At 67.1% G+C, this 21,899-nt stretch carries 12 protein-coding genes; 4 read left to right on the top strand and 8 right to left on the bottom strand.

Annotated elements, in window-relative coordinates:
* Positions 1 to 4: 4 nt before the first annotated feature.
* The 7 genes from NUW81_RS09170 to NUW81_RS09140 form a co-directional block, all read right to left on the bottom strand.
* The gene (locus NUW81_RS09170; RefSeq protein ID WP_245112597.1) at positions 5 to 1,294 is read right to left on the bottom strand and encodes an HlyD family type I secretion periplasmic adaptor subunit; all 1,290 of its coding nucleotides are present in this window, start codon (positions 1,292 to 1,294) and stop codon (positions 5 to 7) included.
* Positions 1,294 to 2,322, bottom strand: coding sequence for a cell wall hydrolase (locus NUW81_RS09165; protein WP_245112595.1), 1,029 nt, complete (start codon positions 2,320 to 2,322; stop codon positions 1,294 to 1,296). Before NUW81_RS09165 ends, NUW81_RS09170 begins: the two co-directional genes overlap by 1 nt.
* Positions 2,319 to 4,499 carry a type I secretion system permease/ATPase gene (locus NUW81_RS09160; protein WP_245112594.1) on the bottom strand — a complete coding sequence of 727 codons (2,181 nt, stop codon included), beginning with the start codon at positions 4,497 to 4,499 and terminating at the stop codon, positions 2,319 to 2,321. The genes NUW81_RS09165 and NUW81_RS09160 overlap by 4 nt, the downstream gene beginning before the upstream one ends.
* A gap of 18 nt (positions 4,500 to 4,517) precedes the next feature.
* Positions 4,518 to 5,936, bottom strand: coding sequence for a TolC family protein (locus NUW81_RS09155; RefSeq protein ID WP_245112593.1), 1,419 nt, complete (start codon positions 5,934 to 5,936; stop codon positions 4,518 to 4,520).
* A gap of 72 nt (positions 5,937 to 6,008) precedes the next feature.
* Positions 6,009 to 14,489 carry a DUF5801 repeats-in-toxin domain-containing protein gene (locus NUW81_RS09150; RefSeq protein ID WP_245112592.1) on the bottom strand — a complete coding sequence of 2,827 codons (8,481 nt, stop codon included), beginning with the start codon at positions 14,487 to 14,489 and terminating at the stop codon, positions 6,009 to 6,011.
* A 577-nt stretch (positions 14,490 to 15,066) separates the two neighbouring features.
* A complete protein-coding gene (locus tag NUW81_RS09145) occupies positions 15,067 to 16,524 on the bottom strand; it encodes an FGGY family carbohydrate kinase (RefSeq protein WP_245112591.1) in 1,458 nt (485 codons plus the stop codon).
* Between the two features lie 31 nt (positions 16,525 to 16,555).
* Positions 16,556 to 17,161 carry a TetR/AcrR family transcriptional regulator gene (locus tag NUW81_RS09140; protein WP_245112590.1) on the bottom strand — a complete coding sequence of 202 codons (606 nt, stop codon included), beginning with the start codon at positions 17,159 to 17,161 and terminating at the stop codon, positions 16,556 to 16,558.
* A gap of 123 nt (positions 17,162 to 17,284) precedes the next feature.
* Between NUW81_RS09140 and NUW81_RS09135 the strand changes: the two genes are divergently transcribed.
* From NUW81_RS09135 to NUW81_RS09120, 4 genes are read left to right on the top strand one after another with little or no spacing between them, the layout of a single operon-like run.
* Entirely contained in the window at positions 17,285 to 18,421 is a 1,137-nt protein-coding gene (locus NUW81_RS09135) for an ABC transporter permease (RefSeq protein ID WP_245112588.1), read from the top strand.
* Positions 18,418 to 19,149, top strand: coding sequence for an ABC transporter ATP-binding protein (locus NUW81_RS09130; RefSeq protein ID WP_245112586.1), 732 nt, complete (start codon positions 18,418 to 18,420; stop codon positions 19,147 to 19,149). The genes NUW81_RS09135 and NUW81_RS09130 overlap by 4 nt, the downstream gene beginning before the upstream one ends.
* 3 nt (positions 19,150 to 19,152) lie before the next feature.
* Complete coding sequence (locus tag NUW81_RS09125) at positions 19,153 to 20,133, top strand: HlyD family secretion protein (RefSeq protein WP_245112584.1); 981 nt, start codon at positions 19,153 to 19,155, stop codon at positions 20,131 to 20,133.
* A complete protein-coding gene (locus NUW81_RS09120) occupies positions 20,133 to 21,566 on the top strand; it encodes an efflux transporter outer membrane subunit (protein WP_245112582.1) in 1,434 nt (477 codons plus the stop codon). Before NUW81_RS09125 ends, NUW81_RS09120 begins: the two co-directional genes overlap by 1 nt.
* Positions 21,567 to 21,569: 3 nt before the next feature.
* Here NUW81_RS09120 and NUW81_RS09115 read toward each other — a convergent pair whose 3' ends face one another.
* On the bottom strand, positions 21,570 to 21,878 hold the full coding sequence (locus tag NUW81_RS09115; protein ID WP_245113769.1) for a response regulator: 309 nt from the start codon (positions 21,876 to 21,878) through the stop codon (positions 21,570 to 21,572).
* Positions 21,879 to 21,899 lie beyond the last annotated feature (21 nt).

The following is a 21,899-nucleotide window of genomic DNA, read 5'->3' as shown; positions in this document are numbered from 1 at the left end:
CGCGCTAATGCTCGGTCAGTGCTTCGCGGCGCGCCTTGTTCAACGGCTTGAGCAGGTAGGCCAGCACGCTCTTCTGACCCGTGATGATCTGCGTGTCGGTCATCATGCCCGGTGTGATCGGGAGCTGGGTCGCGCCCGATTCCAGATAGGCTTTATCGGTCTCGACGATGACATTGAAATAGGCTTCGCGCTCGACCTCGTCATAGATGCTGTCGGCGCTGATCTCGACGACCTTGCCGTCGAGGCCCCCGTAGATCGAAAAATCATAGGCGGTGACGGTGACCAGCGCGGGATCGCCGACCGCGACGAAGGCGATGTCTGACGGTTTCACCCGCGTCTCGACGAGCAGCTTGTCGCCGATCGGCACCACTTCCATGATGCTCTCGCCGGCCTGGACGAATCCGCCGATGGTGGTGACGGCAAGGTTGTTCACTACGCCTTCCACGGGCGAGCGCAACTCGGTGCGCGCCAGCCGCCCTTCGGCCCCGCGCAGGCTTTCGCGATTGACCGCGATCCGGCTCGCCACCTGGCTGCGCTCGTCCAGCGCCTGCTGCGCGAAATCGGCCCGCGCCTCGGCGGCCTGCGCATTGGCTTCCGCGACCGCGGCCTGCGCCCGCGTGCGCTGCTCGCGCGCCGCGGCGATGCGCCCCTCGAGGTCGATGACCTCGCGGCGGGCATCGGCAAGGTCGGTCTGCGGCACGATGCCGCGCTCGGCGAGCGGGGCGAGGCGCCCGACATTCTCGCGCGCCAGCCGCAGGCTCGAGGTCAGGCTGGAGATGGTGGCGCTGGCTTCCTGCGCGTCGGCCTGCGCCTGGCGGGCCTGCGCGTTCAAGGCACTGACGCGGCTCGACAGCGCCGAGCGGCGGGCCGCGATGACCGCGCTTTCCGCATCGCAGTCGGCACCCTCGCAGGACAGCGTCCCACCCGTTCCTTCGGCGCGCAGCCGTGCCTCGCGGGCCTCTAGGCTGCGCGTTTCGGCCGCGATCTCGCCCAGCGCCGAGGCACTCTGCGTGTCATCGAGCCGCGCGAGCAGCTGGCCCGCCTCGACCCGCTCGCCCGAGCGCACCAGCAATTCCTCCACGACCGCGGGCTCCGATGCCTGGATCAGTTGCACCTTGGAGGAGGGAATGACCTGTCCCGGCCCGCGCGTCACCTCGTCCACCTCGGCGATCAGCCCCGCCCAGATCAGGAAGGCGGCAAAGGCGCCGGCAATGAGGAGGATCGTCGTGCGCGCCGCGCTCGGCGGCGTGCGATTCTCGTCGCGGTTGCGGTCGATGAAGGAAAAGGCGTTCATTACTGTCCCCCCCCGGGGAGCGCGGGCGTTGCCGCGCGCGCGGTCTGAGTGTGGTTGACGCGGGCGACCGCGCTGCCCGTCCGCGTCGGATCGGGCATGCTCGGGCGCCAGCCCTTCGAGGTGTCGATCAGCCCGCCGACGTCATTGTCGGCGCGGCGGATGGTCGGATCCTCGTCCCGCGTCGGGAAGGGCTTGGGCTCGGGCGCGATCGCCTCGGCCAGTTGCTCGCCCACGAGGGCGCCGACCGGGGGAGCGTTGCGCTGCAGCGACGCGATGCTGCGCGGCTCGCCCTGGTAGCCCATGCGGAAAGCGGCAGGCCGCCCCCAGCCCCCCGGCCAGCGATAGAAGATGTGCGCGCCCAGCTTCTCGACCTTGTCGAGCATCGGCGCCCAGCGCGGCGCGACATAGTCGGCGTGATAATGGGTCGCCATGCCAACCGATTTCTCGACATGCCCCGCCAGCGCGTCGGCGGCGATCCGCTTGGCGGTCGCCCAGGCGCCGGCTGCCGGTCGCCGGTCGAGCGAGCCATCGCAGGTGAAGCTGAACTGGCAGACGCGCTTCTTGGCGCCTTCGTAGACGACGCCGCAGACGCTCGCGGGGAAGGCGGGGTGACGGACACGGTTGAGGACGACCTGCGCGACCGCGCGGCGCCCCTCGACCGGCTCGAATCCCGCCTCGTAATAGATGGCCTGCGTCAGGCACAGGTGCGCGCGGTCATAGGACAGGCTGCCGGGCGCCGCGGCGGTGAAGGCGCGTGCCGAAAGAACCGGTCCGCCCGCAAAAGGCAGCGAGGCGTTGATGACTTCGGCGCTTTTCCCCAGCGCGGTCATGTCGGTGACCGCCGTGCCGGTCGCCGCCTCGACCACCTTGTCGGGCGCGGGCAGCGGCACCTGGACCTTGGCCTCGACGGGCGTGGCAGGTGCCCTGGCTCCCATCGGGAAAAGAAGCGCGCCCGCCACCATCAGCCCCGTCACGAGGAGCAGGACCAGCGCGACCGAGACGCGGCGGAAAGTGAGGCTCCGGTTCACCGGTCGCCTCCGGGGGTCGGCACGCCGCCCGACTTGGTCGCGGCCTGCGTCAGGCTGGCGAGCACCTCGTCGCGCGGTCCGTCGGCAATCAGGCGACCCTTGTCGATCACCAGCAGGCGGTCGACGATCGACAGCATCTGGTGGCGATGGGTGGAGACGACGAGCGTCTGGTCGGGGCGGAGAGCCTTGCCGAGCTTGTCGATGAAATAGCGTTCGGTCTGCGTGTCCATGGCGCCCGTAGGCTCGTCGAGGAACAGCGTCTTGCAATCGGAGACCAGCGCCCGCGCCAGCACCAGCAGCGCGCGCTGCCCGCCCGACAGCGCGCTGCCGCGCTCGCCAACCGACAGGTCGAAACCTGCCGCGCCCTGGCTGAGGAAGAGGTCGGCGCCCGAGCGGCGCACCGCGTCGACCAGTTCCTCGTCGCTCGCGCGCGCCGCGCCGAGCATGAGATTGTCGCGCACCGTACCCGAGAAAAGCTCGGCATCCTGCCCGACGAAGCGGAAGGCATCGCGGAGCTGGTGCGGGTGGTATTGGCGGCTGTCGAGCCCGTCGACGGTCATCACGCCCTCGGTCGGGGCATAGAGGCCGCACAGCACGCGCCCGAAGGTCGACTTGCCCGAGGCGACGCGACCGATGATGCCGACCCGCTCGCCCGGTTCGATCCGGAGCGTCATTTCCGACAGGCTGTCGGTCGCGGCGCCCGGATAGCGGAAGGACAGGCGCTCCATCGCCACCTGCCCCTCGCGCACCTGCGGCACGATCGAGCGGCTGGCGGCGGCGCGCTCGTCGGGCGCCTCCATCATTTCCTGCAGGCTGTCGAGCGTGGCGCTCGCCTGCTTGGCGCGGGTCATGAGGAGCGCGAACTGGCCGACGGGGGCCATGGCGCGGCCCGCGATCATGACGATGGCGATGATCGCGCCCATCGTGATGTCGCCCGAGTGGAAGAGGTAGAAGCCGCCGATGATGAGCGCCACGCTCATCGCCTGCTGGGTGACGGCGGCAAGGTTGGTGGCGATGGCGGTGAGGCGGCGCATCCGCTGCTGCGTCGCCGCCGACATATTGGCGAAGCGGCGCCACCGACCGAGCATCTGCCCTTCGGCGCGCGCCGATTTGAGCGTCTCGGCCCCGCCGATTGCCTCGACCAGCACGCTGTGCTGGAGGCTGGCGTCGGCCTGTGCGTCCAATGCGGTGCGCCCCATCGCCTTTTGCAGCGAGAAGCCGACGATCACCATCACGGCGATCATCACGATCGGCACGAAGACGAGCCAGCCCGCCAGCAGCGCGATGAAGAGGAGGAAGATGCCCATGAAGGCGATGTCGACCAGCAGCACGACGCTGGTGGAGGCAAAGAAGTCGCGCACCTGCTCATATTCCGACACGCGGCGGGCAAAGGCGCCGGTCGAGCCCTTCCGCTCCGCCAGCGGCAGGTTCATCACCTTCTCGAAGATGCGCTGCGAATAGCGCGCGTCGAGCTTGCGCCCGATCTCGTCGACCAGCCGCGAACGGGCGAGGCGAAGCGCATAGTCGAAGCACAGGGCCAGCCCGACGCCGGCGGCCAGCACCCACAGCGAGGACACGGCCTCGTTGGGAATGACGCGGTCATAGACGTTCATGGTGAACAGCGGCACCGCGAGCGCGAGCAGGTTGATCACCATCGCTGCCAGCAGCACGGGACGGAAATCGCGGCGCGCCTTCCACACCTCGGACCAGAACCAGTGGCGCTTGGTCGCCTTGTCCCAAGGACGCTCGCCTTCGCGTTCGCGGGTGGGGTCGGGCTCGACCTCGACCGCGCGGCCGGTCATCACGGGCGCCAGTTCGGCGCGCTCGATCCACAGCGGCTCCTCGAGGCCGGGGGCGTAGACGAGCGCCTGCGCACCCTCGAGTTCGAGCAGCACCGCCGCTCGGCCCGCTTCCAGTTCGAGGATCGCGGGCAGCGCCTCGGGGCGCCAGCCGCGCAGCCGCCGCTGTTCGACGGGCGTGCCGCGCATGCCCGCCTGTTCGAGTGCGGGTTCGATCTGGTGGAAGGGAAGCAGCCCCTGTTCGTCAAGCGCCAGCCCTGCGCGGAGCAGGACTGGCGATGAAGGCCGGTCACCCATGCGGGCGACATAGGCAAGGCAGTCTAGAACGGGGTCGAGCGCGTGCGACTGCTCATCGGATAGCCATGCGGCAAAACTCATACCCCGTTCCATTCATTTTTAGTCTTCGTCGACGGCCGGCGGGCCCATCGGCGGGTATTCCATGCTGTCTTCCTGGAGTTCAACGGGCTCGACGGGATCGACCCAATATTGGTCAACCGCAGTCCGGACGTAGCCAGGCGTCGGGATTTCTGCACCCATCGCCCAGACCAGCCGATTCGTCGCCGCGAGCACGCGATACTGGGCATAGAGCTGCGCCAGCTGCGCGGTCTCGAGCTGCGCCTGCACATTGTAGCGGGTATTCTGCGCGTCGAGCACGTCGAGCAGCGAACGGCGACCGACGTTGAACTGCTCGCGATAGGACAGGAGCAGGTCATCGGTGATGCGGCTCTGCGTCGCCAGCTCGTCGGCAAGACGGCCCTGGTTGGTGAGGCGCGACCAGGCGGCGCGGGCCAGTTCCTCGGCATCACGCTGCTTTTCGAACAGGCGGGCATGGACCTCGTCGGCCCGCGCCTGCTGCTCGCGCACATTGTAGGCGTTGGTGCCACCGGTGAAGACGTCCCAGCGCATCACGCCGCGGGCCTGGTAATCCTCGGTGATGCCATCGAAGCCGTCGATGTCCTCGCCGTAGCGGACGCGACCTTCGAGGTTGAAGCGCGGGCCCATCTCGCCCTTGGCCTTGTCGATGAGTTCGCGCGCGGCGGCATAGTCGTGCTTGGCTTCCTCGACCATCGGGTTCTCGAGGCGCGCCAGTTCGATCGCGGCACCAAGCGTGTCGGGCATGGCGTTCGACAGGTCGGGCGGCATCGAGACATTGCCGATCGGCATGCCGGCAAGGCGCTCGAAGCTGATCGCGGCGACGTCCAGCTCTTCCTGCGCCTCGACGACGCGGGCCTGCGCCGACTGCAGGCGCTCCTGGCTCTGCTGGAGGTCGGCGATCGAGATCGAGCCGGCATCGACACCCGACTGGAGGTCGTTGACGAGGCCCTGGTGGAAGGCGGCATTGTCCTGCGCGATGGCGACGAGGCGCTGCTGCAGGAGGTAGTCGATATAGGCGCGGCTGATATTCAGCGCGATATATTCGGAGCGCTCCTCGATGCGCGCCGCGGCGGCATCGGTGCGCGCGGCCTGGTAGCCGACCTCGGCTTCACGGGCGCCATTGTCCCACAGGAGCTGGTCGACCGTCAGCGCGATCTCGCGCGGATAAAGCGTGTCATTGGCGATGCCGAGCGAACGACGGGTCGGGTTGCGAAGCTCGCGGATCCCTGCCGAGGCCTCGACCGAAATGCGCGGGTAGTAGAGACCCTGTGCCTGCTTGCGCTCGAACATGGTGGCCTCGCGGTTGTGCACCGCCTGGCGCACTTCCGGGCTGGTCTGGAGCGCGTAAGCAATGGCTTCACGCAGGTCGGCGCCCTGTGCAGGGCTCCCAAGGATCGCGGCCATGGTGACCGACGCGACTGCAATCAAACGCTTCTTCATGTTCTGCCCCTCTCTGGTCCCACACATGCGAGGGGTGCACCGGGCATCGGTGCCACCCCCGCCCGCCGAGGGCTAGCCGTTGGCCAGCCCCGCATCGGGTTGAAGCATCATCGCTTCCATATCTACATTTGCCCCGAAATCGGCGGTAAATCCAGCATTTTGCGCATCACCCCAAATCGAGGCAGCATCATTGGCCGGCAACATGGCCAGTTGATCCAGCGCAGTATGCCCTTCGCCGAGCGCCGCAAGCGCGGTCTCGAGCACGTCGCCCGCATCGCCCTTCAGCAATGCATCGCCAAGTACGTCGGCCAGCTCCGGCGCGACGCCCTGCGCGTGCCCCGCGGCCAGCGCGGCAAGCGCGTCGGCACCGGGCATCACCACCTCGCCACCGGCAAAGGCGGCCGGCGCTTCGGGTGCCTCGAAGGCGACCTGTTCGGTTACCATCGCGCTGTTGCTGCCCGCATCCGGCTGGCCGAGGTCACCCTCGACCGAGCCGAAGGCCGCGGCCTCGCCCGACGACACAGACGGCGCTTCCACGCTGACCGGTTCGCCAAGGAAGGCGGCTTCGGGATGCAGCGCGGACATGTCCGGCGCGGTGGCTTCGTAGCCGCCCATCGCCTCGATGCTCATGGTCGAGAAGCTGTCGGCATCGACCGTTTCCGGTGCCTGCAGCGACTGCATCGGCATCGTCTCGTTCATCGCGGCAAGACCGAAGCCTACCGCGACCGCCGAGGCCATCATGAGCGACTTGGAGATCTCGGCCTCGTCATTGGCGACGACCAGCGTCTGGCCGGCGCTCAGGCTCATCGAGAGCGCCATCGGTGCCGGTTGCGCATTGACCACGACGAAGCTGCTGCCCTGGCTCTCGACCACCACGTAGACGGAGGCGGGGTGCACGCCGGGGCTCGAGAAAACGGTGGCCACGGTGACCCAATTGTCACCACCGCCGTCGACATCGACCTGCAGGGTGCCGTCATCGAGATAGCGGACATAACCGCCGCCGTTGAGGTCGGTCCCGTTCGGCACCTCGAGCAGCTTGCTGAGATCGATGATATCCGCATCGGACGTCTTGTAGTCGCCGATGGTGTCGACACTGCCGTCGGTCACCGAGCTGTACGACATGACGAAGATATCGCCGCCGGCGCCGCCATAGACTTCATCATTGCCGTTGCCGCCGCGGATGTAGTCGTTGCCGTCACCACCGGCAATGATGTCGTCACCCGCGCCGCCGTAGAGATAGTCGCTGCCTGCGAAGCCGGTGATCTGATCGTTCCCGTCATTGCCGGCAATCGAGTCGGCATCGCCGTTACCGGTGAGCACGTCGTCGCCGTTGGTCCCGACGAGGTTGCCGGCGAACTGCTGGATGATCGTGGTCTCGACCTGGCCCGTGACACTGTCGCCGTCCGCATCGGTGGCGATGACGTCGAAGTCCTGGTCGATCGGGATACCGGCCGTCTCGCGACCCAGCGTGAAGATGCCGAGGTCGAAGTTCTCGGTGTTGGCCGGATCAGCTTCGACGATCACCGAGTTGAAATCGGTGCTCGTTTCGATGGCATATTCATCGGTCGCGCCAAGGCCGTCGATGGTGACCGTGCCGTCATCGTGGAAGGTGACCTCATACTGGCCGCCATTGACGCTGACCGGCGTGTCATTGCCCGGATCCTCGACCGTGTAGGAGGCGACGAAGTTCTTCCCATTGCCCGCCTTCACATAGTCGTAGATCGTGACCGAAGTGATCTCCTGGATCGACTCATTGCCATCGGCAAGGCTGTCGAGATCGTAGGAGAAGGTCTGGTCCTGCACCGTCTCGAAGACCGCACCGACGCGGATCGCGACCGTATTGTTGCTGCCCTGGACCTGCGGGATTTCCTGCTGGAAGCGGTCGGTCCCTTCATAGCTGTCGAAGCTGAAGCCGCTCGGCGCGGGGCCGCCCGACTGGGCGTTCTGGACGAGGTCCAAACGGATCACATAGCCCGGCGCGATCGCCTGCGAGTCGGCACCGATCTGGTCGACGTTGGTGTTGACCGTGGCGGCACCGCCCAGCTCGTTCACCGCCGAGACGATGACATCGATATTGTCCGCAGTGTTGGCCGGATTATCGGCGCCGATCGCGGCAAAGCTCACATTACCCGCCTTGGTCGAGGAGAGATCGGTAAAGCTCGTCGCGGTACCGTTAGTGATCACGCCTTCGACGTCGAAGGTGTAGGTGCCATCGGCGTTGAGCGTGACGATGAAGCCGACATCGCCGGTGCCGTTCATGCCGGTGGTCGCCACCAGCGTGTCGGTGCCGTCGCCAAACAAGTAGAGCAGTTGCCCGTCGAGACGGAGCTGGTTGCCTTCCTGGTCCGTGGCGATGGTGTTGTCGACGATGTCGAACTCGAGGCCGTCGACGCCGAGACCGTCCGCGCCCATGGCGAGGTTGAGATCGGCGGTGATCGGCGGCTGGTCGCCGTCGAGCGAGGCCACCGCATCGGCGGTGAATTCGACCGGCGTGTCGTCATCGACGGTGACGAGGAAATCGTCACCCGAGGCGCTCACGCTGTCGCCGTCCGCATCATAGGCGATGATCGCGCCGCTGAGGTTGAGGACAAGGTCGTTCTCGGTGTCATCGCCCGCCAACCCGTCGAGGCTCTCATGGTCGATCGGGCCGAGCAGCGTGAAGGTGTAGGCACCGTTGGCCGCGACCTGCAGCGTGAAGACCTGCGCACTGGCGACATTCTTGTCGGCGCCGGTGTGCGCGATCAGCGTGTCGCCGCTGTCGCTGAGCGAATAGGTGATCGCCGCGCCGCCCGAGGTCAGCCCGCTGGCGCCGAGCACCGCGCTGTCGATCCCGTAGGTGCCGGCACCGTCGGTGCCGAGGTCGAACAGCGAGGTGACGCTGCCGTTGAGCACGGTGTTGGTGCCCACGACGTCGCCGATGCCACCTTCGATACCATCGGTGAGGCCGTCTTCGTCGACCGTGCCCGAAAGCTCGGCGTCGGTCCGGCTCGGACCGTCATCCTCGATCGAGAAGACACCCGTCGACAGGTCGACAGCAGCAGTGTCGCTGTCGCCGTCGGCATCGATCACCGTCTGGCGAACCTCGATGGTGTTGGCGGCAAGGTCGATGGCCTCGCTGTCGTCATTGTCGCCCGTGTTGCCGTGCCAGATATTGTTGATCTGGGTGAAGGTCACTTCACCGGTCTCGGTATCGACCTCGATGGTGAAATAGTCGGTACCACCGACCGAACCGGTGATGGTGTCGCCATCGGCATTGAGGTTGAGGAGGATCTCCTCGCCCTGCCCGATGCCGTCGGTATCGTCGGCAACCCCCAGAGTGTCGCTGGGATCGAGCGCATAGAGGCCCGAGCCGACATTGCTGCCGTTGAGGAACAGCGAGTAGACGACGTCGCCTTCACCGTCGGTGCCATAGTCGATGAGTTCGACGAAATTGTCAGCGAAGTTGGCCGAGACGGGGTTGATCCCGTCTTCCGACAGCGGGCTCTCGTCGAGCGTCAGCGTGTCGGGATCGACGCCGTCCTTGGCCTCTGCATCGGGACCGTCATCCTCGATCGAGAAGACACCCGTCGACAGGTCGACCTCGTCCGAATGGCTGTCGCCATCGGCATCGGTCACCGTCTGGCGCACCTGGATGGTCTCGGCGGCAAGGGCGATGTCCTCGCCGTCGTCGGGATCGGTCGGATCGCCGTGATAGATGTTCTCGAGCTGCGTGAAGGTCACTTCGCCCGAGCCGTCGACGGTGATGGTGAAATAGTCGACCCCGCCGGCCGAACCGGTGATGGTGTCGCCGGCCCCGTTGATGTTGAGCAGGATTTCCTGTCCCTGGCCGATGCCGTCACCGTCGTCAGCCAGCGCGTCGGTGTCACTGGGATCGAGCGCATAGAGGCCCGAGCCGACATTGGCGCCGTTGAGGACCAGCGTATAGGTCACGCTGCCCGCACCGTCGGTGCCATAGTCGATGACGAGGTTGAAATTGTCCGCGAACTGGGCGCTCGCGGTGACGATGCCGTCTTCGGACGGCAGGCTCTCGTCGAGCGTCAGCGTGTCGAGCGCGGCCTGCGGATTGGCCTCGGCATGCGGACCGTCATCCTCGATCGAGAAGACCCCCGAGGAGACGTCGACATCGTCGCTGTCGCTGTCGCCGTCGGCATCCTTCACCGTCTGGCGCACGAGGATGCTGCCCTCGACAAGGTCGATCGCCTCGCTGTCGTCGTCGTCGCCGGGATCACCGTGCCAGATGTTCTCGAGCTGGGTGAAGGTCACCTGGCCCGTGCCATCGATCGTGATGGTGAAGTAATCGGTGCCACCCGCCGAACCGGTGATCGTGTCACCGTCGGCATTGATGTTGAGCAGGATTTCCTGGCCCTGCCCGATCCCGTCACCATCGTCGGCGGCCGCGTCGGTATCGCTGGGGTCGAGCGCATAGAGGCCCGAACCGAGATTGGCGGCGGCGAGGACGAGCGAGTAGGTCACGCTGCCCGCACCATCGGTTCCATAGTCGATGACGAGGTCGAAATTGTCCGAGAAGTCGGCCATCGCTTCCGCGATGCCGTCTTCGGACGGCAGGCTTTCGTCGAGCGTCAGCGTGTCGAGACCGGCTTCCTCGTCGGCAACCGCGTCGGGGCCGTCATCCTCGATCGAGAAGACGCCCGCCGACAGGTCGAGATCGGCCGTCGCGCTGTCATTGTCGTCGTCGGTGACGGTCTGGCGCAGGACCAGCGAACCGCCATTGGCAACGAGCCCTTCGGCATCGTCATGATCGCCGGTGTCCGAATGCCAGATGTTGAGCAGCTGGGTGAAGGTCACCTCGCCCGTATTGTCCACGGTGATGGTGAAGTAGGTCTGGCCACCGGCCATGCCCTTGATCGTGCCGCCATCGTTGACGAGCATGATCTCGTCGCCTTGGCCGACACCGTCGCCGTCGCCGAGGACGCCGTCGACATCGCTCGGATCGAGCGCATAGAGACCCGAACCGATGCCTTCATCGCCAGTGTCGATCAGCACGAGGCTGTAGGCGACCGTGCCGGGGCCGTCGCCGCCATATTGGACGGGCGCGATGTTGAAGTTGCCGGCAAAGTTGGCCGAATCCTCGGCGAGGCCGTCCTCGGACGGCAAGCTCTCGTCGAGCGTGATGCTCGGCACGGGTTCACCGGTCTTGACGCCGGCGAGCGGGCTGTCGTCCTCGACCTCGACGGTCGCGACCGACGTACCTTCCACGCCGTCGGGATCGGTCGCCGTCACGCCGAAGGCGATAGTCAGCTGGCCTTCGATGTTGCCGTCACCATCGCTGGGCGGGGTGCCGTGGTACATCGGCGCGTCAAGGTCGGCTTTGACGACGCCGGTGGCGCTGTCGATGCTGACCGTGATGACGAGCGGGCCTTCCTCGCCGCCGGCACGGCCTTCGACCGTCTGCGGATCGACCTGGACCCAGGTGATGACCTGCCCGTCGGCGCTGTAATAGGTGCCGGTCGTCGGCGCCGCGATGCTGTAGGTCAGCGTATCGCCGTCGGGATCGCTACCCTGCACGTCGGCCGTGTCCATGTCCGAGTTGGTGTCGTCGTCGACGCCAGCGCTGTCGGGATTGCCGCCAGCCAGGCCTTCTTCCGACACCGACAGGGTGACGTTGCGGACCGACGGGCCGGCATTGTCGCCGATGATGGTGATGGTCAGCGTCTGGCTGTCCCGGTCGCCGTCACCATCCTCGATGGTGTAGGTGAAGACGTCGAAGATCTCCTGCCCGTCGACAAGCGCGGTGACGGTAGGATCGCCATTGTCGAGGTCATAGTCGTAGCTGCCGTCGCTGTAGAGCGTCAGCGTGCCGTAGAGACCGTCGAGCTGCATGCCGACCTCGCCGTTGACGGTGTCGACCAGGTCGGTGCCGTCGCCGTTGAGATTCTCGCCGGCGACCACGCCGACGACCGTGGCATTGTCGGCACCGGCATTGTCGGCCCCGTCGTCGCTGTCGCCCGCATCGCCCGGATCGGCGTCGGTGATGACATTGCCGGTGGCGAGGCCGAGGTCGGACTCGTTGATCGAATCGGTGTCGGCATAGGCGATCGGCGCATCGTCGATGATCGCGATCTCGAGTTCGGCGAACTCGTTGGAATCGCCATCGGCATCGCTCACCTCGACGGTGAAGCTGACGCTGTCCGGATCGGTCAGCGTGTTGTCGATGAGCGTATATTCGTAATCGAACGAGCCGATGCCGGTTTCCGCATCATAGCTGACGCCGGTGATGACGAGGACGCCGGAGGCATCGCTCGACACGGTCTGCGGGAAGGCACCGTCGAGCACGAGCGCCGTGCCTGCCACGCTGATGCCGCCAAGGCCGTCCTTCGAGATGAAGGTGACCGTGCCGCTGGTGAATTCGCCCGGATCGTCATTGACGCCGCCGCCGAGTTCGTCGGTGCCCGCCGGCTCCTCGCCGCGCGCGGGCAGTGCATCTTCATAGACGGTCGTGCTGTCGCCGCCCGGCTCGGGGATCGAGACGGTCACGCCATCATCGCCGATGCTGATGACCAGCTGGGCGGTGGTCGGATCCTGGTCGCCGTCGGTCAGCGTGTAGGTGAACACGTCCTCGACGCCGCCTTCGGTGCCGAAGTCGCGGACATAGCTGTAGTCGCCATCGGCCTCGATGGTGAGCACGCCATATTCACCCTGGATCACCAGCGTGCCTTCGCCTTCGCTCTCGTTGGCGGGCACGTTGACGCTGGCGATCGCGGTGACGGTGCCGTCATCGGCGCCGGGGGTGTCATTTTCGTCGATCACATTGCCGGTGGCGGGGCCATATTCGCCCGCGGCGATGCTGTTGGCATCGTCCAGCGCGATCGGCTCGTCATCGATGATCTGGATGGTGAGGGTCTTGGTGACCTTCTCGTCATCATTGGGATCATTGGGATCGTCGGGATCGATCACGGTGATCTCGAAGCTGTCCGAGGTGCTGTTACCATCGGTATTCTCGGTCAGCGTGTAGCGATAGGTGAGCTCGCCATTCTCGATCGAGAGCACTTCGAGGGTGCCATGCTCGCCGTTGACGATCGAGCCGGCGGTCACGGGCGTGCCGTCGATCTCGAAGGTCGAGGGCGCGTCACCGTCGGTGAAGGTGACGGTGCCGTTGGTCGTCTCGCCATTGCCCGCGGCCTGCGTGCCGGGGCTGCCGTTCTCGCCAGCATCGAGGCCCCATTCGAACACGAAAGTGCCGGGCGCGCCGAGCGCCGGATTGTCCGCATTGTCCTGCGGCACTTCGACGTCGGGACCTTCATCGGGAATGATGATGGTCAGCGTGGCGGTCTCGCGGCTGTTGTCGCCGTCGCGCACGAAATATTCGAACACCTCGGTCTTGCCGCCGGCGCCGCCCTCGTCGCGCACATAGGTCCATTCGCCCTCGGCGTCATAGAAGAGCGTGCCATAGTCGGTCTTCACCGAGCCGGGACCGGTGATGACCACGTCCTGGCCGTCGATGACGAGGCCCCAGTCCTTGAACCCGTCGGCGCCCATGATGTCGGCGCTGTCCGCGCCGTCGTCCGAGCCTTCGCCCGAGATGACATTGCCCGTGGCCTCGTCCTGGCCGAGCTGCAGCGTGACGACATCGTCCTCGGGCTCGGGGCTGTCGTCGATGATCTGGATGGTCAGCGTCGCCGTAGCGCTATCGCCGTCGGGGTCGGTGACGGTGACGATAAAATTGTCGGTCTCGGCACCGATGGTGTTGTCCGAGAGGACATATTGGAACGTCACGAAGCCGTTCTCGAGGCCGCCGGTGATGTACAGGATGCCATATTCACCCTGGATGGCCTGCCATTCCTCGGGCGGGGGGTTGGTGTTCTCGTTGTAGATCACCACCACGCCATTGATCGTCAGGCCGCCTGCCTCGACCACCGGGATGGCATTGTCGGGCGAGGAGAAGACGAAGGTGCCGCCGGTGAATTCGCTGGCGTCGCTGTTGTTGGTCAGATTGCCATCGTCATCCTCGCCGGTACCGGCAGGCTCGTCGTCGCCGCGCAGCGGCCCGTTCGCCGGCAGGCCGGCTTCGTCGACGATCGCGAAGGCATTGGGCAGGCCGAAGGGCACCTCGGGCGTCTGGATGACGATTTCCGGCACGTCGTTTTCGAACAGGCCCAGCTCGCGATATTCGGGCGGGGTGTAGAAGAGCGCGGTGGGGGGAAGCAGGTCGCCGAGGCCAATGCCGGGGGGCAGCGGCGGCACGGGAATGCCGAAGTTGCCGCCGCTCGAGGGCGTGTCGCCCGCGGCGGGCTGGGGCTCTTCACCGATCAGCAGCGCGGCGAGGGTGGTGGGGAGAACCTCGACACTGCCGATATTGAGCTGGGGCACGAAGACGGCGCCGCCTTCGATGATCATGTAGCTGCCATCGGGCAGCTGGACGACGAGGTCGCGGCCGGCGACGGTGATGTCGTCGACCTCGGTGCCTTCGGGAAGATTGACCGAGCCGCCGGGGCCGGGTGCTACGCGCACCGCATTTTCCGGCAGCACGATTTCGGGCTGCTGGAGATCGGCGCCTTGTGCGCCCTGCGTCATCGAAAGCTCATCCTGTCGCATGTGTCGTCCCACCTTCTTTGTTTCCCGGGGCGACTGGTCAGATCGCCCCCGCTTTGATCGGTGGAAGTTGCGCTGGCGTTAAACGGAAATGGTTAACGCAATCACCGGCCCACCGCTTCAGATGCAGGGATTGATCATGATTTGGACGATAAATGCAAGTTGAGCGCTCACATGACAGAGTCATCTCGAGTGACTTTACTCAAGGTCGCCGCCTCAAGAACTGTTAACTTTTGAAGATTAACTCCTGAGACGATTTCCACTAGTCGCGCCTCTCATTCCCAAGATCACAAGCTATTCGCAGTAGGAGTGAACTAAACGACAGAGGATAATGAACGCGCCTTTTCAATCGACTGTGAAGATTGATACAGATTAAGGTTTACCCGTGATGGTTAACCCTTAATTTGCCACGTTGATAAAAGTCGCAGTTAAATTTGTGCTTGGCGGGCGGGCCCCGCGCATTGCCAAAGAATCTCGAAAAGGCACGTCCCGAAACGAAACAAAAGTCCGCATTGCCGTGTCGGAGACCCGACTTTCGGCGCGACTCGGATGCTGTCGGCGGGGGCGAGTCGCGGCGGCCTCAGCGGCCCAGCGCATGCTCCATCACGGCGCGCCACTGCGCCAGCCTGGTCGCGCGTTCGGGCGCGCCCAATGCGGGGGTGAAGCGGTCGCGCGCCGGCTGCATCGCGAGCGCCTCCCCGAGGTCCGCGAACAGCCCCGCCCCGACGCCGGCGAGCATCGCTGCCCCGCGCGCGGTGCTCTCGACACTGGTCGGTCGCTCGACCGCACAGCCGAGCATGTCGGCGAGGTCCTGCGCGAACCAGTCGTTGAGCGCCATGCCGCCGTCGATGCGCAGCCGCTCCCATTCCGCCCCGTCGGCGGCAAAGGCCTCGCCGAGGTCGTGCGCGCTCATCGTCACCGCCTCCAATGCGGCCCGCACGAGATGAGCGCGCCCGACGCCGAAGCTCAGCCCGTGGACCGAGCCCTTGAGGTCGGGCCGCCAGTGCGGCGCGCCGAGGCCGGTGAAGGCGGGCACGATGGTCACTCCGCCATTGTCGGGAACGCTGCGCGCGAGCGTCTCGGTCTCCTCCGCGCTGCCGACGAGACCCGCCATGTCGCGCAGCCATTTGACCAGGCTGCCGGCCACGAACACCGCGCCTTCGAGCGCATATCGGCTGCTTGCACCATCATGTGTGAGTAGCGTCGACAACAGCCGGTGGTGCGAGCGCGCCGGCACTTCACCCGTCGGCACCAGCGCGAACAGCCCGGTGCCGAAAGTCGCCTTGGCGGTGCCGGGCTCGAGACAGCCCTGCCCGATGGTCGCCGCCTGCTGGTCGCCCGCCGATCCGGTAACGGGCAGCGCCGCCCCGAACAGGTCGGTGGTGCCGAGCTCGCCCATCGTCGGCACGATCTCGGGCAGTGCATCGACCGGCACGCCGAAGAGCGCGCACAATTCCTTGTCCCAGTCGACCTTGCGCAAGTCCATCAGCAGTGTGCGGCTGGCGTTGGTGGCATCGGTCGCATGACGCCCCGTGAGCTTGAACAACAGCCAGGCATCGACCGTCCCGAACGCCAGCCGCCCCGCGCCTGCCGCTTCGCGCACGGCCTCGTGATGGTCGAGCATCCAGCGCATCTTGGTGGCGCTGAAATAAGGATCGAGGAGCAGCCCCGTGCGCTCCTGCAGCATCGGCTCGTGCCCCGCCTCGCGCAGGGCATCGCAGGCATCGGCGGTGCGCCGGTCCTGCCAGACGATCGCGGGGGCGAGCGGCGCCCCGCTCTGCCTGTCCCATGCCACCACCGTCTCGCGCTGGTTGGTGATGCCGATCGCGCGCACCCGGTTCGCGCCGCCCGCGGCATGGACCGCCTCGCCCATCACCTTGCGGCTCTTGTCCCACAGGAGCTTGGGATCCTGTTCGACATGGCCGGGGCGCGGATAGGCGGCGGGCAGCTCTTCCTGCGCGACATGGGCGATCGCGCCATCCTCGGCAAAGAGAAGCGCGCGGGTCGAACTGGTGCCTTCGTCGAGTACGAGGATCATGATGCGAACCTACCCTTCCGGTGCGCTGCGGCTAGGCCCTCTTGCCATATGCGCGCATGAATGTGCGGATGGCGCCCTCGATGCGTTCGGCATCGCGCGCCGGATCGCTCCGGCCGCAATAGCGCCGCTCCATCTCGCCGAACCCCTTGGCCATCGACACGAACTGCTCGGCGGCAAGATCGGGGTCCTCGACCTCGAGCTCGCCCGCCTCCACGGCGGCGGCGATCAGTGCGGCCATATGCGCCTTCATGGGGCGCGGCCCCGCATCGAGAAAGGCGGTGCCGATGGCGGGGTCGCGATCGGCCTCGGCGGCGATGCGGCGATCGAAGCGCATCATCTCGGGCCGCGCGGTAAAGGCGAGGAAGCTTTCGCCGAGTAGCCGCAGATGCTCCTCGATCGGGCGGCGCAGGCCAGCCGGATCGATCGCCATCGCCGCTTCCATCCGCGCGCATTCGGCCTGCACCGACGCCTTGAACAGCGCCTCCTTGCCACCGAAGTGATTGTAGACCGTCACCTTGGATACGCCCGCCGCCGCCGCGATGGCTTCGATCGAAGCCGCCTCGTAACCCGCCTCGAAGAACACCCGCGCCGCCGCCTCGACGATGGCGGCACGCTTGGCTTCGGACGAGGGGCGCATCCCCTTCCCTTTGGGTGGTGTTGACAAAATGAACGGCTCCGTTCAATTGAACGCTATCGTTCAAAGTATGCGTGATTCCGCCGGAAGGCAAGAAAGGCCGCCACTGACGATGATCGGGTGCTCATGATCTGGATCGCGATCCGCATGCTGACCGGCGACCGGCAGAAGTTCTTCGGGCTTTTGTTCGGCATCGCCTTCTCGACGCTCCTCATCACCCAGCAGCTGACGATCTTCGTCAACCTCCTCGAGCGCGGCGCGAGCGCGGTCTATGACATTCGCTCGAACGACATATGGGTGATGGACAAGGTGAGCCGCACGCCAGACGTGGCCTATCCCATGCCCGCTACCGCCCTCGACCAGGTTCGCGGCGTGCCGGGCGTCAAATGGGCGGTGCCGCATCTGCGCTCGGGCGCGACCATCCGTACGCCCGAAGGCGATCTCGAGGGCGTCACCGTGATCGGGGTTGACGACACCACCCTCATCGGCCTGCCGCAAAACATGATCGAGGGCGACCGCGCCCTGCTCGCCAGCCCCGATGCGGTCTTCATTGACGATGTCGGCGCCACCCGCCTCTTCCCCGAAGGCTTCGACTTCATCGGCCAGCGGCTCGAGTTGAACGACCGCCGCGCCGTCATCCGCGGCGTCACCGACAGCATCCCCACCTTCACCAGCCAGGTCACGCTGACGACCCGCTATTCCAATGCGCTCGGCTATGTCCCGGGGCAGCGCAACCGGCTGAGCTTCATCCTCGTCAAGGCCGCCGACGGGGTCGACCCGCTCGCGCTCACCGCCGCCATCGAGGAGCAGACCGGCCTTCGCGCGCGCACGCGGGACCAATTCGCCCGCGACGGCATCGACTTCATCATCGAGAACACCGGCATTCCGTTGAACTTCGGCATCACCGTCGGATTGGGCTTCATCGTCGGGGTGGCCATCGTCGGCCTCACCTTCAGCCTCTTCATCCGCGACAATATCAAGCAGTTCGGCGCGCTGAAGGCGATCGGTGTCCACAATGGCCGAATCCGCGCGATGGTCGCCGCGCAGGCGGGGATGGTCGGCATCATCGGCTACGGCCTCGGCCTTCTCGGCGCCGCCATCTTCATCGAGGCCTTCGCGGGCAATCCCACCTTCAAGGGCTTCTACACCCCGTGGCAGATCCCCGTGATCAGCCTCGTCTCGGTCACGCTCATCATCCTCCTCACCGGCTGGGTGGCGCTGCGCGGCGTCCTAAAGACCGAACCCGCGGCGGTGTTCCGATGAGCGGGGCGCAGGCCAATGGCGCCGCCATCGCGGCGCGCGGCATCACCCGCGACTTCGAGGCGGGCCAGCAGACCATCCGTGTCCTCCACGGCATCGACCTCGACATCCGCAAGGGCGAGCTCACCTATCTCGTCGGCGAGAGCGGCTCGGGCAAGACGACGCTCATCTCGATCATGTGCGGCATCCTGTGGCCGACCGAAGGCAGCGTCTGTGTCTTCGACACCGACATCTACGCCCTGTCGGACCGCCAGCTGGTCGACTTCCGCCTCAACAATATCGGCTTCATCTTCCAGCAGTATAACCTCATTCCGACCATCGATGCGGCCTCCAACGCCGCCGTGCCGCTGATCGCGCAAGGCATGCCCCGCCTCGAGGCGCGCGAGCGCGCGCGCGAGATGCTGGAGAAGCTCAACATCGGCGACCAGGCCGACAAGCTCCCCAGCCAATTGTCGGGCGGCCAGCAACAGCGCGTCGCCATCGCCCGTGCGCTGGTCCACGAACCCAAGCTCGTCGTCTGCGACGAGCCCACCGCCGCGCTCGATGCTTCGTCGGGCCGCCGCGTGATGGACCTCCTGCGCGAGGTTGCCGTCGCGCCCGACCGCGCCTGCATCATCGTCACCCACGACAATCGCATCTTCGACCTCGCCGACCGCATCCTCGTCCTCGAGGACGGCCGCGTTACCCATGACGGCACCAGCATGCCGCCACAAGACCTTGGGGACCACTAGACCATGGCCAAGCTCTCCTTCTCCCGCCAGATCCTACCGATCATCGCCCTCGTCGGCATCGCCTTCGCCATCTACCTGATCGTGGTGCAGGCGCCGGACCGCTCGATGGCCGAGGCCGAGGAGACCCCCGCGATGGCGACCGGCGACCTCGCGCGCGAGGCCCGCGTCGCCGGCTCGGGCGTGGTCGAGCCCTCGAGCGAGATCATCGAGGTGGGCACTGCCTTGTCGGGTCTGGTCGAGGCCGTGCTCGTCGGCCCCGGCGACCGCGTGAGCCAGGGCCAGCCGCTGTTCCGCGTCGACACCCGCAGCCTCGAGGCGCGCATCCGCGAAACGCAAGCCAATATCGCCCGCGCCCGCGCCGCCATTGCCGAAGCGCGCACCGCCGAGGCCACCGCAGCGCGCCAGCTCTCGCTCTACCGCGGCGTCGACGACCCGCTCGCGGTCAGCCGCGCCGAGATCATCAATGCCGAGGGCAATGCCAGCGCTGCCCGCGCCCGCCGCCAGCTGGCCGAGGCCGAACTCGCCGCCGCCCGCGCCAGCCTGTCGGCCGCGCGCACCGAGCGTGACCGCGCCACCGTCCGCGCCCCCATCGCGGGCGAGATCCTGCGCGTCGACGTGCGCCCGGGCGAGCTGGTCAACGCAGGCCCGGGCGGCGGCGGCCCCTATGTGCGCATGGGCGAGACCAACCCGCTCCACGTCCGCATCGATGTCGACGAGGACGAGGCCGTGCGCGTCGAGCTGGGCGCCCCTGCCACCGTCTCCCCGCGCGGCGGCGCCGAGCAGCGGGTGGCAGCCACATTCGTGCGCGCCGAACCCCTCGTCGTGCCCAAGCAGAGCCTGACCAATTCGGCGCAGGAGCGGGTCGATGTCCGCGTCCTCCAGCTGATCTACGCGCTGCCGGCCGACGCCCCCGACGCCTTCCGCGTGGGCCAGCAGGTCGATGCCTTCATCCCCGCCGCCAAGGCAAAGGCGGAGGGCGAGTGATGGCCCGCGCCCTTCTCGCCGCCGCCAGCGCGCTCTCCCTGTCGGCCTGCGTCGCTGGCCCCGACGCCGTGCCGAACGCCAGCGATGCGGTCGTGCCCGAAAGCTTCTTCCTCGCCCCCGGGGCGACCCCCGCCGACGAGGCCGCGGTGGCCGCGCTATTGCCCGACGATCCCGCGTTCGGCCTGCTCGCCGCCAAGGCGCTGGCGCAGAACCCCACGCTCGGGCAGGCGCTCGCGCGGATCGACATCGCCCGCGCCAGCGCGACCCGCGCGGGCGCCGAGCGCCTTCCCTCGGTCGGCTATGACGCCAGCGTCGTCGGCAGCCGCACGAACCCCGACCAGTTCGGTGCCAGCCTGCCGCCGAGCCTCGCCATCGACAGCGAACGCGTCACCTATGGCGCCAACCTTACCGCGCGCTGGGACGCCGATGTCTTCGGGCGCCTGCGCAATGCCGAGCGCGCCGCGCTGCTGCGCCTCGACGCCGCGAGTGCCGATGCCGCCGCCATCCGCCTCGCGCTTACCGCCGACATCGCCGCCACCGTCATCGACTGGCGCACCGTGGAAGCGCGCACCCGAGCGCTGGAGGAGGATCTCGGTGCCGCTGCCCAGCTCGCCGCCCTCGCAGCCACGCGGGAAGAAGCGGGCATCGCGCCGGGCTTCGACCGCTACCGCGCCGAGGCGCAGGCCGCCGCCAGCCAGTCGCGCCTCGCCGCATTGGGGCTCGAGCGCGCCGCCATCCTCGGCCGCCTCGTCACCCTCACAGCCATGCCGGCCGAGCAGGTCACGCAGATCCTCGCGCTCGACGGCCAGGACATGGCGCTCGCGCCAGTGCCGCCCGCGCTCCCGTCCGCGCTGGTCGCAACCCGCCCCGACATCCTCGCCGCCGTCCACCGCCTCGCCGCCGCCGATGCCGACCTTGCCGCCACGGCTGCACAGCGCTTCCCGCAGATCAACCTGTCGGCGGGCCTCGGCCTCCTTGCCTTTTCGCTGGGCGGGCTGTTCGACGGCGACGCGGTGGTCGGCAACCTCGGGGCGGGGCTCGCGGGTCCCCTGCTCGACTTCGGCCGCATCGCCGCCGAGATCGACCGAGACGAGGCCGCCACCCGCCTCGCCTTCGAACAATATCGCGAAGCGCTCTACACCGCCTTCGGCGAGGTCGAGGGCGCCTATGCGCTGGTCGCCGCCGCCGACCTCGCCGCCAGCGCCAGCACCGAGGAGGCCATGATGGCCGCGCGCGCCGCATCGCTCGCCGACACGCGCTATCGCGCCGGCCTCGACAATTTCCTCACCGTGCTCGATGCGCGCCGCGCCGCCGATGCCAGCAGCGAACGCGCTGCCGCCGCGAGGGGGCAGGCCGCGCGCGCACGCATCAACCTGTGGCAGGCATTGGGCGGCAATGCCGCGCCCAGGCCCGATCAATCCGAAGGGGCGTAGCGCCTAGGCGCCGCTCTGGATCGCCAGCTTCAGTTCGTCCTCGAGCAGTCCGGGCGTACAGGGCTTCGAGCAGAAGCGCGCCTCGGGAAAGCGCTCGGCGAGCTGGGCGGGTTCGGCATGGCCCGAATGGAAGACGATCGGCACGCCGTCGGCCTTTAGCCGTTCGGCAACGGGAAAGACGTCCTCGCCGTCAAGCTGGACGTCGAGGATCGCCGCATCGGGCTTGCCGAGGTCGATGGTGGCGAGGCTGTCGCGAACATTCTCGTGCGGTCCGATCACCTCATAGCCCGCATCTTCGAGCGTGTGCTGGATATCGATCGCGATGAGGATCTC

The sequence above is a fragment of the Sphingomicrobium aestuariivivum genome (assembly GCF_024721585.1).
Lineage (GTDB): Bacteria > Pseudomonadota > Alphaproteobacteria > Sphingomonadales > Sphingomonadaceae > Sphingomicrobium > Sphingomicrobium aestuariivivum.
This window is presented reverse-complemented; position numbering and strand designations above follow the sequence as displayed.

Excerpts from the sequence above, each read along its gene's own strand:
- NUW81_RS09170 (WP_245112597.1), bottom strand. The coding sequence starts at position 1,294 with ATGAACGCCTTTTCCTTCATCGACCGCAACCGCGACGAGAATCGCACG.
- NUW81_RS09160 (WP_245112594.1), bottom strand. The coding sequence starts at position 4,499 with ATGAGTTTTGCCGCATGGCTATCCGATGAGCAGTCGCACGCGCTCGAC.
- NUW81_RS09155 (WP_245112593.1), bottom strand. The coding sequence starts at position 5,936 with ATGAAGAAGCGTTTGATTGCAGTCGCGTCGGTCACCATGGCCGCGATC.
- NUW81_RS09150 (WP_245112592.1), bottom strand. The coding sequence starts at position 14,489 with ATGCGACAGGATGAGCTTTCGATGACGCAGGGCGCACAAGGCGCCGAT.
- NUW81_RS09145 (WP_245112591.1), bottom strand. The coding sequence starts at position 16,524 with ATGATCCTCGTACTCGACGAAGGCACCAGTTCGACCCGCGCGCTTCTC.
- NUW81_RS09140 (WP_245112590.1), bottom strand. The coding sequence starts at position 17,161 with ATGCGCCCCTCGTCCGAAGCCAAGCGTGCCGCCATCGTCGAGGCGGCG.
- NUW81_RS09135 (WP_245112588.1), top strand. The coding sequence starts at position 17,285 with ATGATCTGGATCGCGATCCGCATGCTGACCGGCGACCGGCAGAAGTTC.
- NUW81_RS09130 (WP_245112586.1), top strand. The coding sequence starts at position 18,418 with ATGAGCGGGGCGCAGGCCAATGGCGCCGCCATCGCGGCGCGCGGCATC.
- NUW81_RS09125 (WP_245112584.1), top strand. The coding sequence starts at position 19,153 with ATGGCCAAGCTCTCCTTCTCCCGCCAGATCCTACCGATCATCGCCCTC.
- NUW81_RS09120 (WP_245112582.1), top strand. The coding sequence starts at position 20,133 with ATGGCCCGCGCCCTTCTCGCCGCCGCCAGCGCGCTCTCCCTGTCGGCC.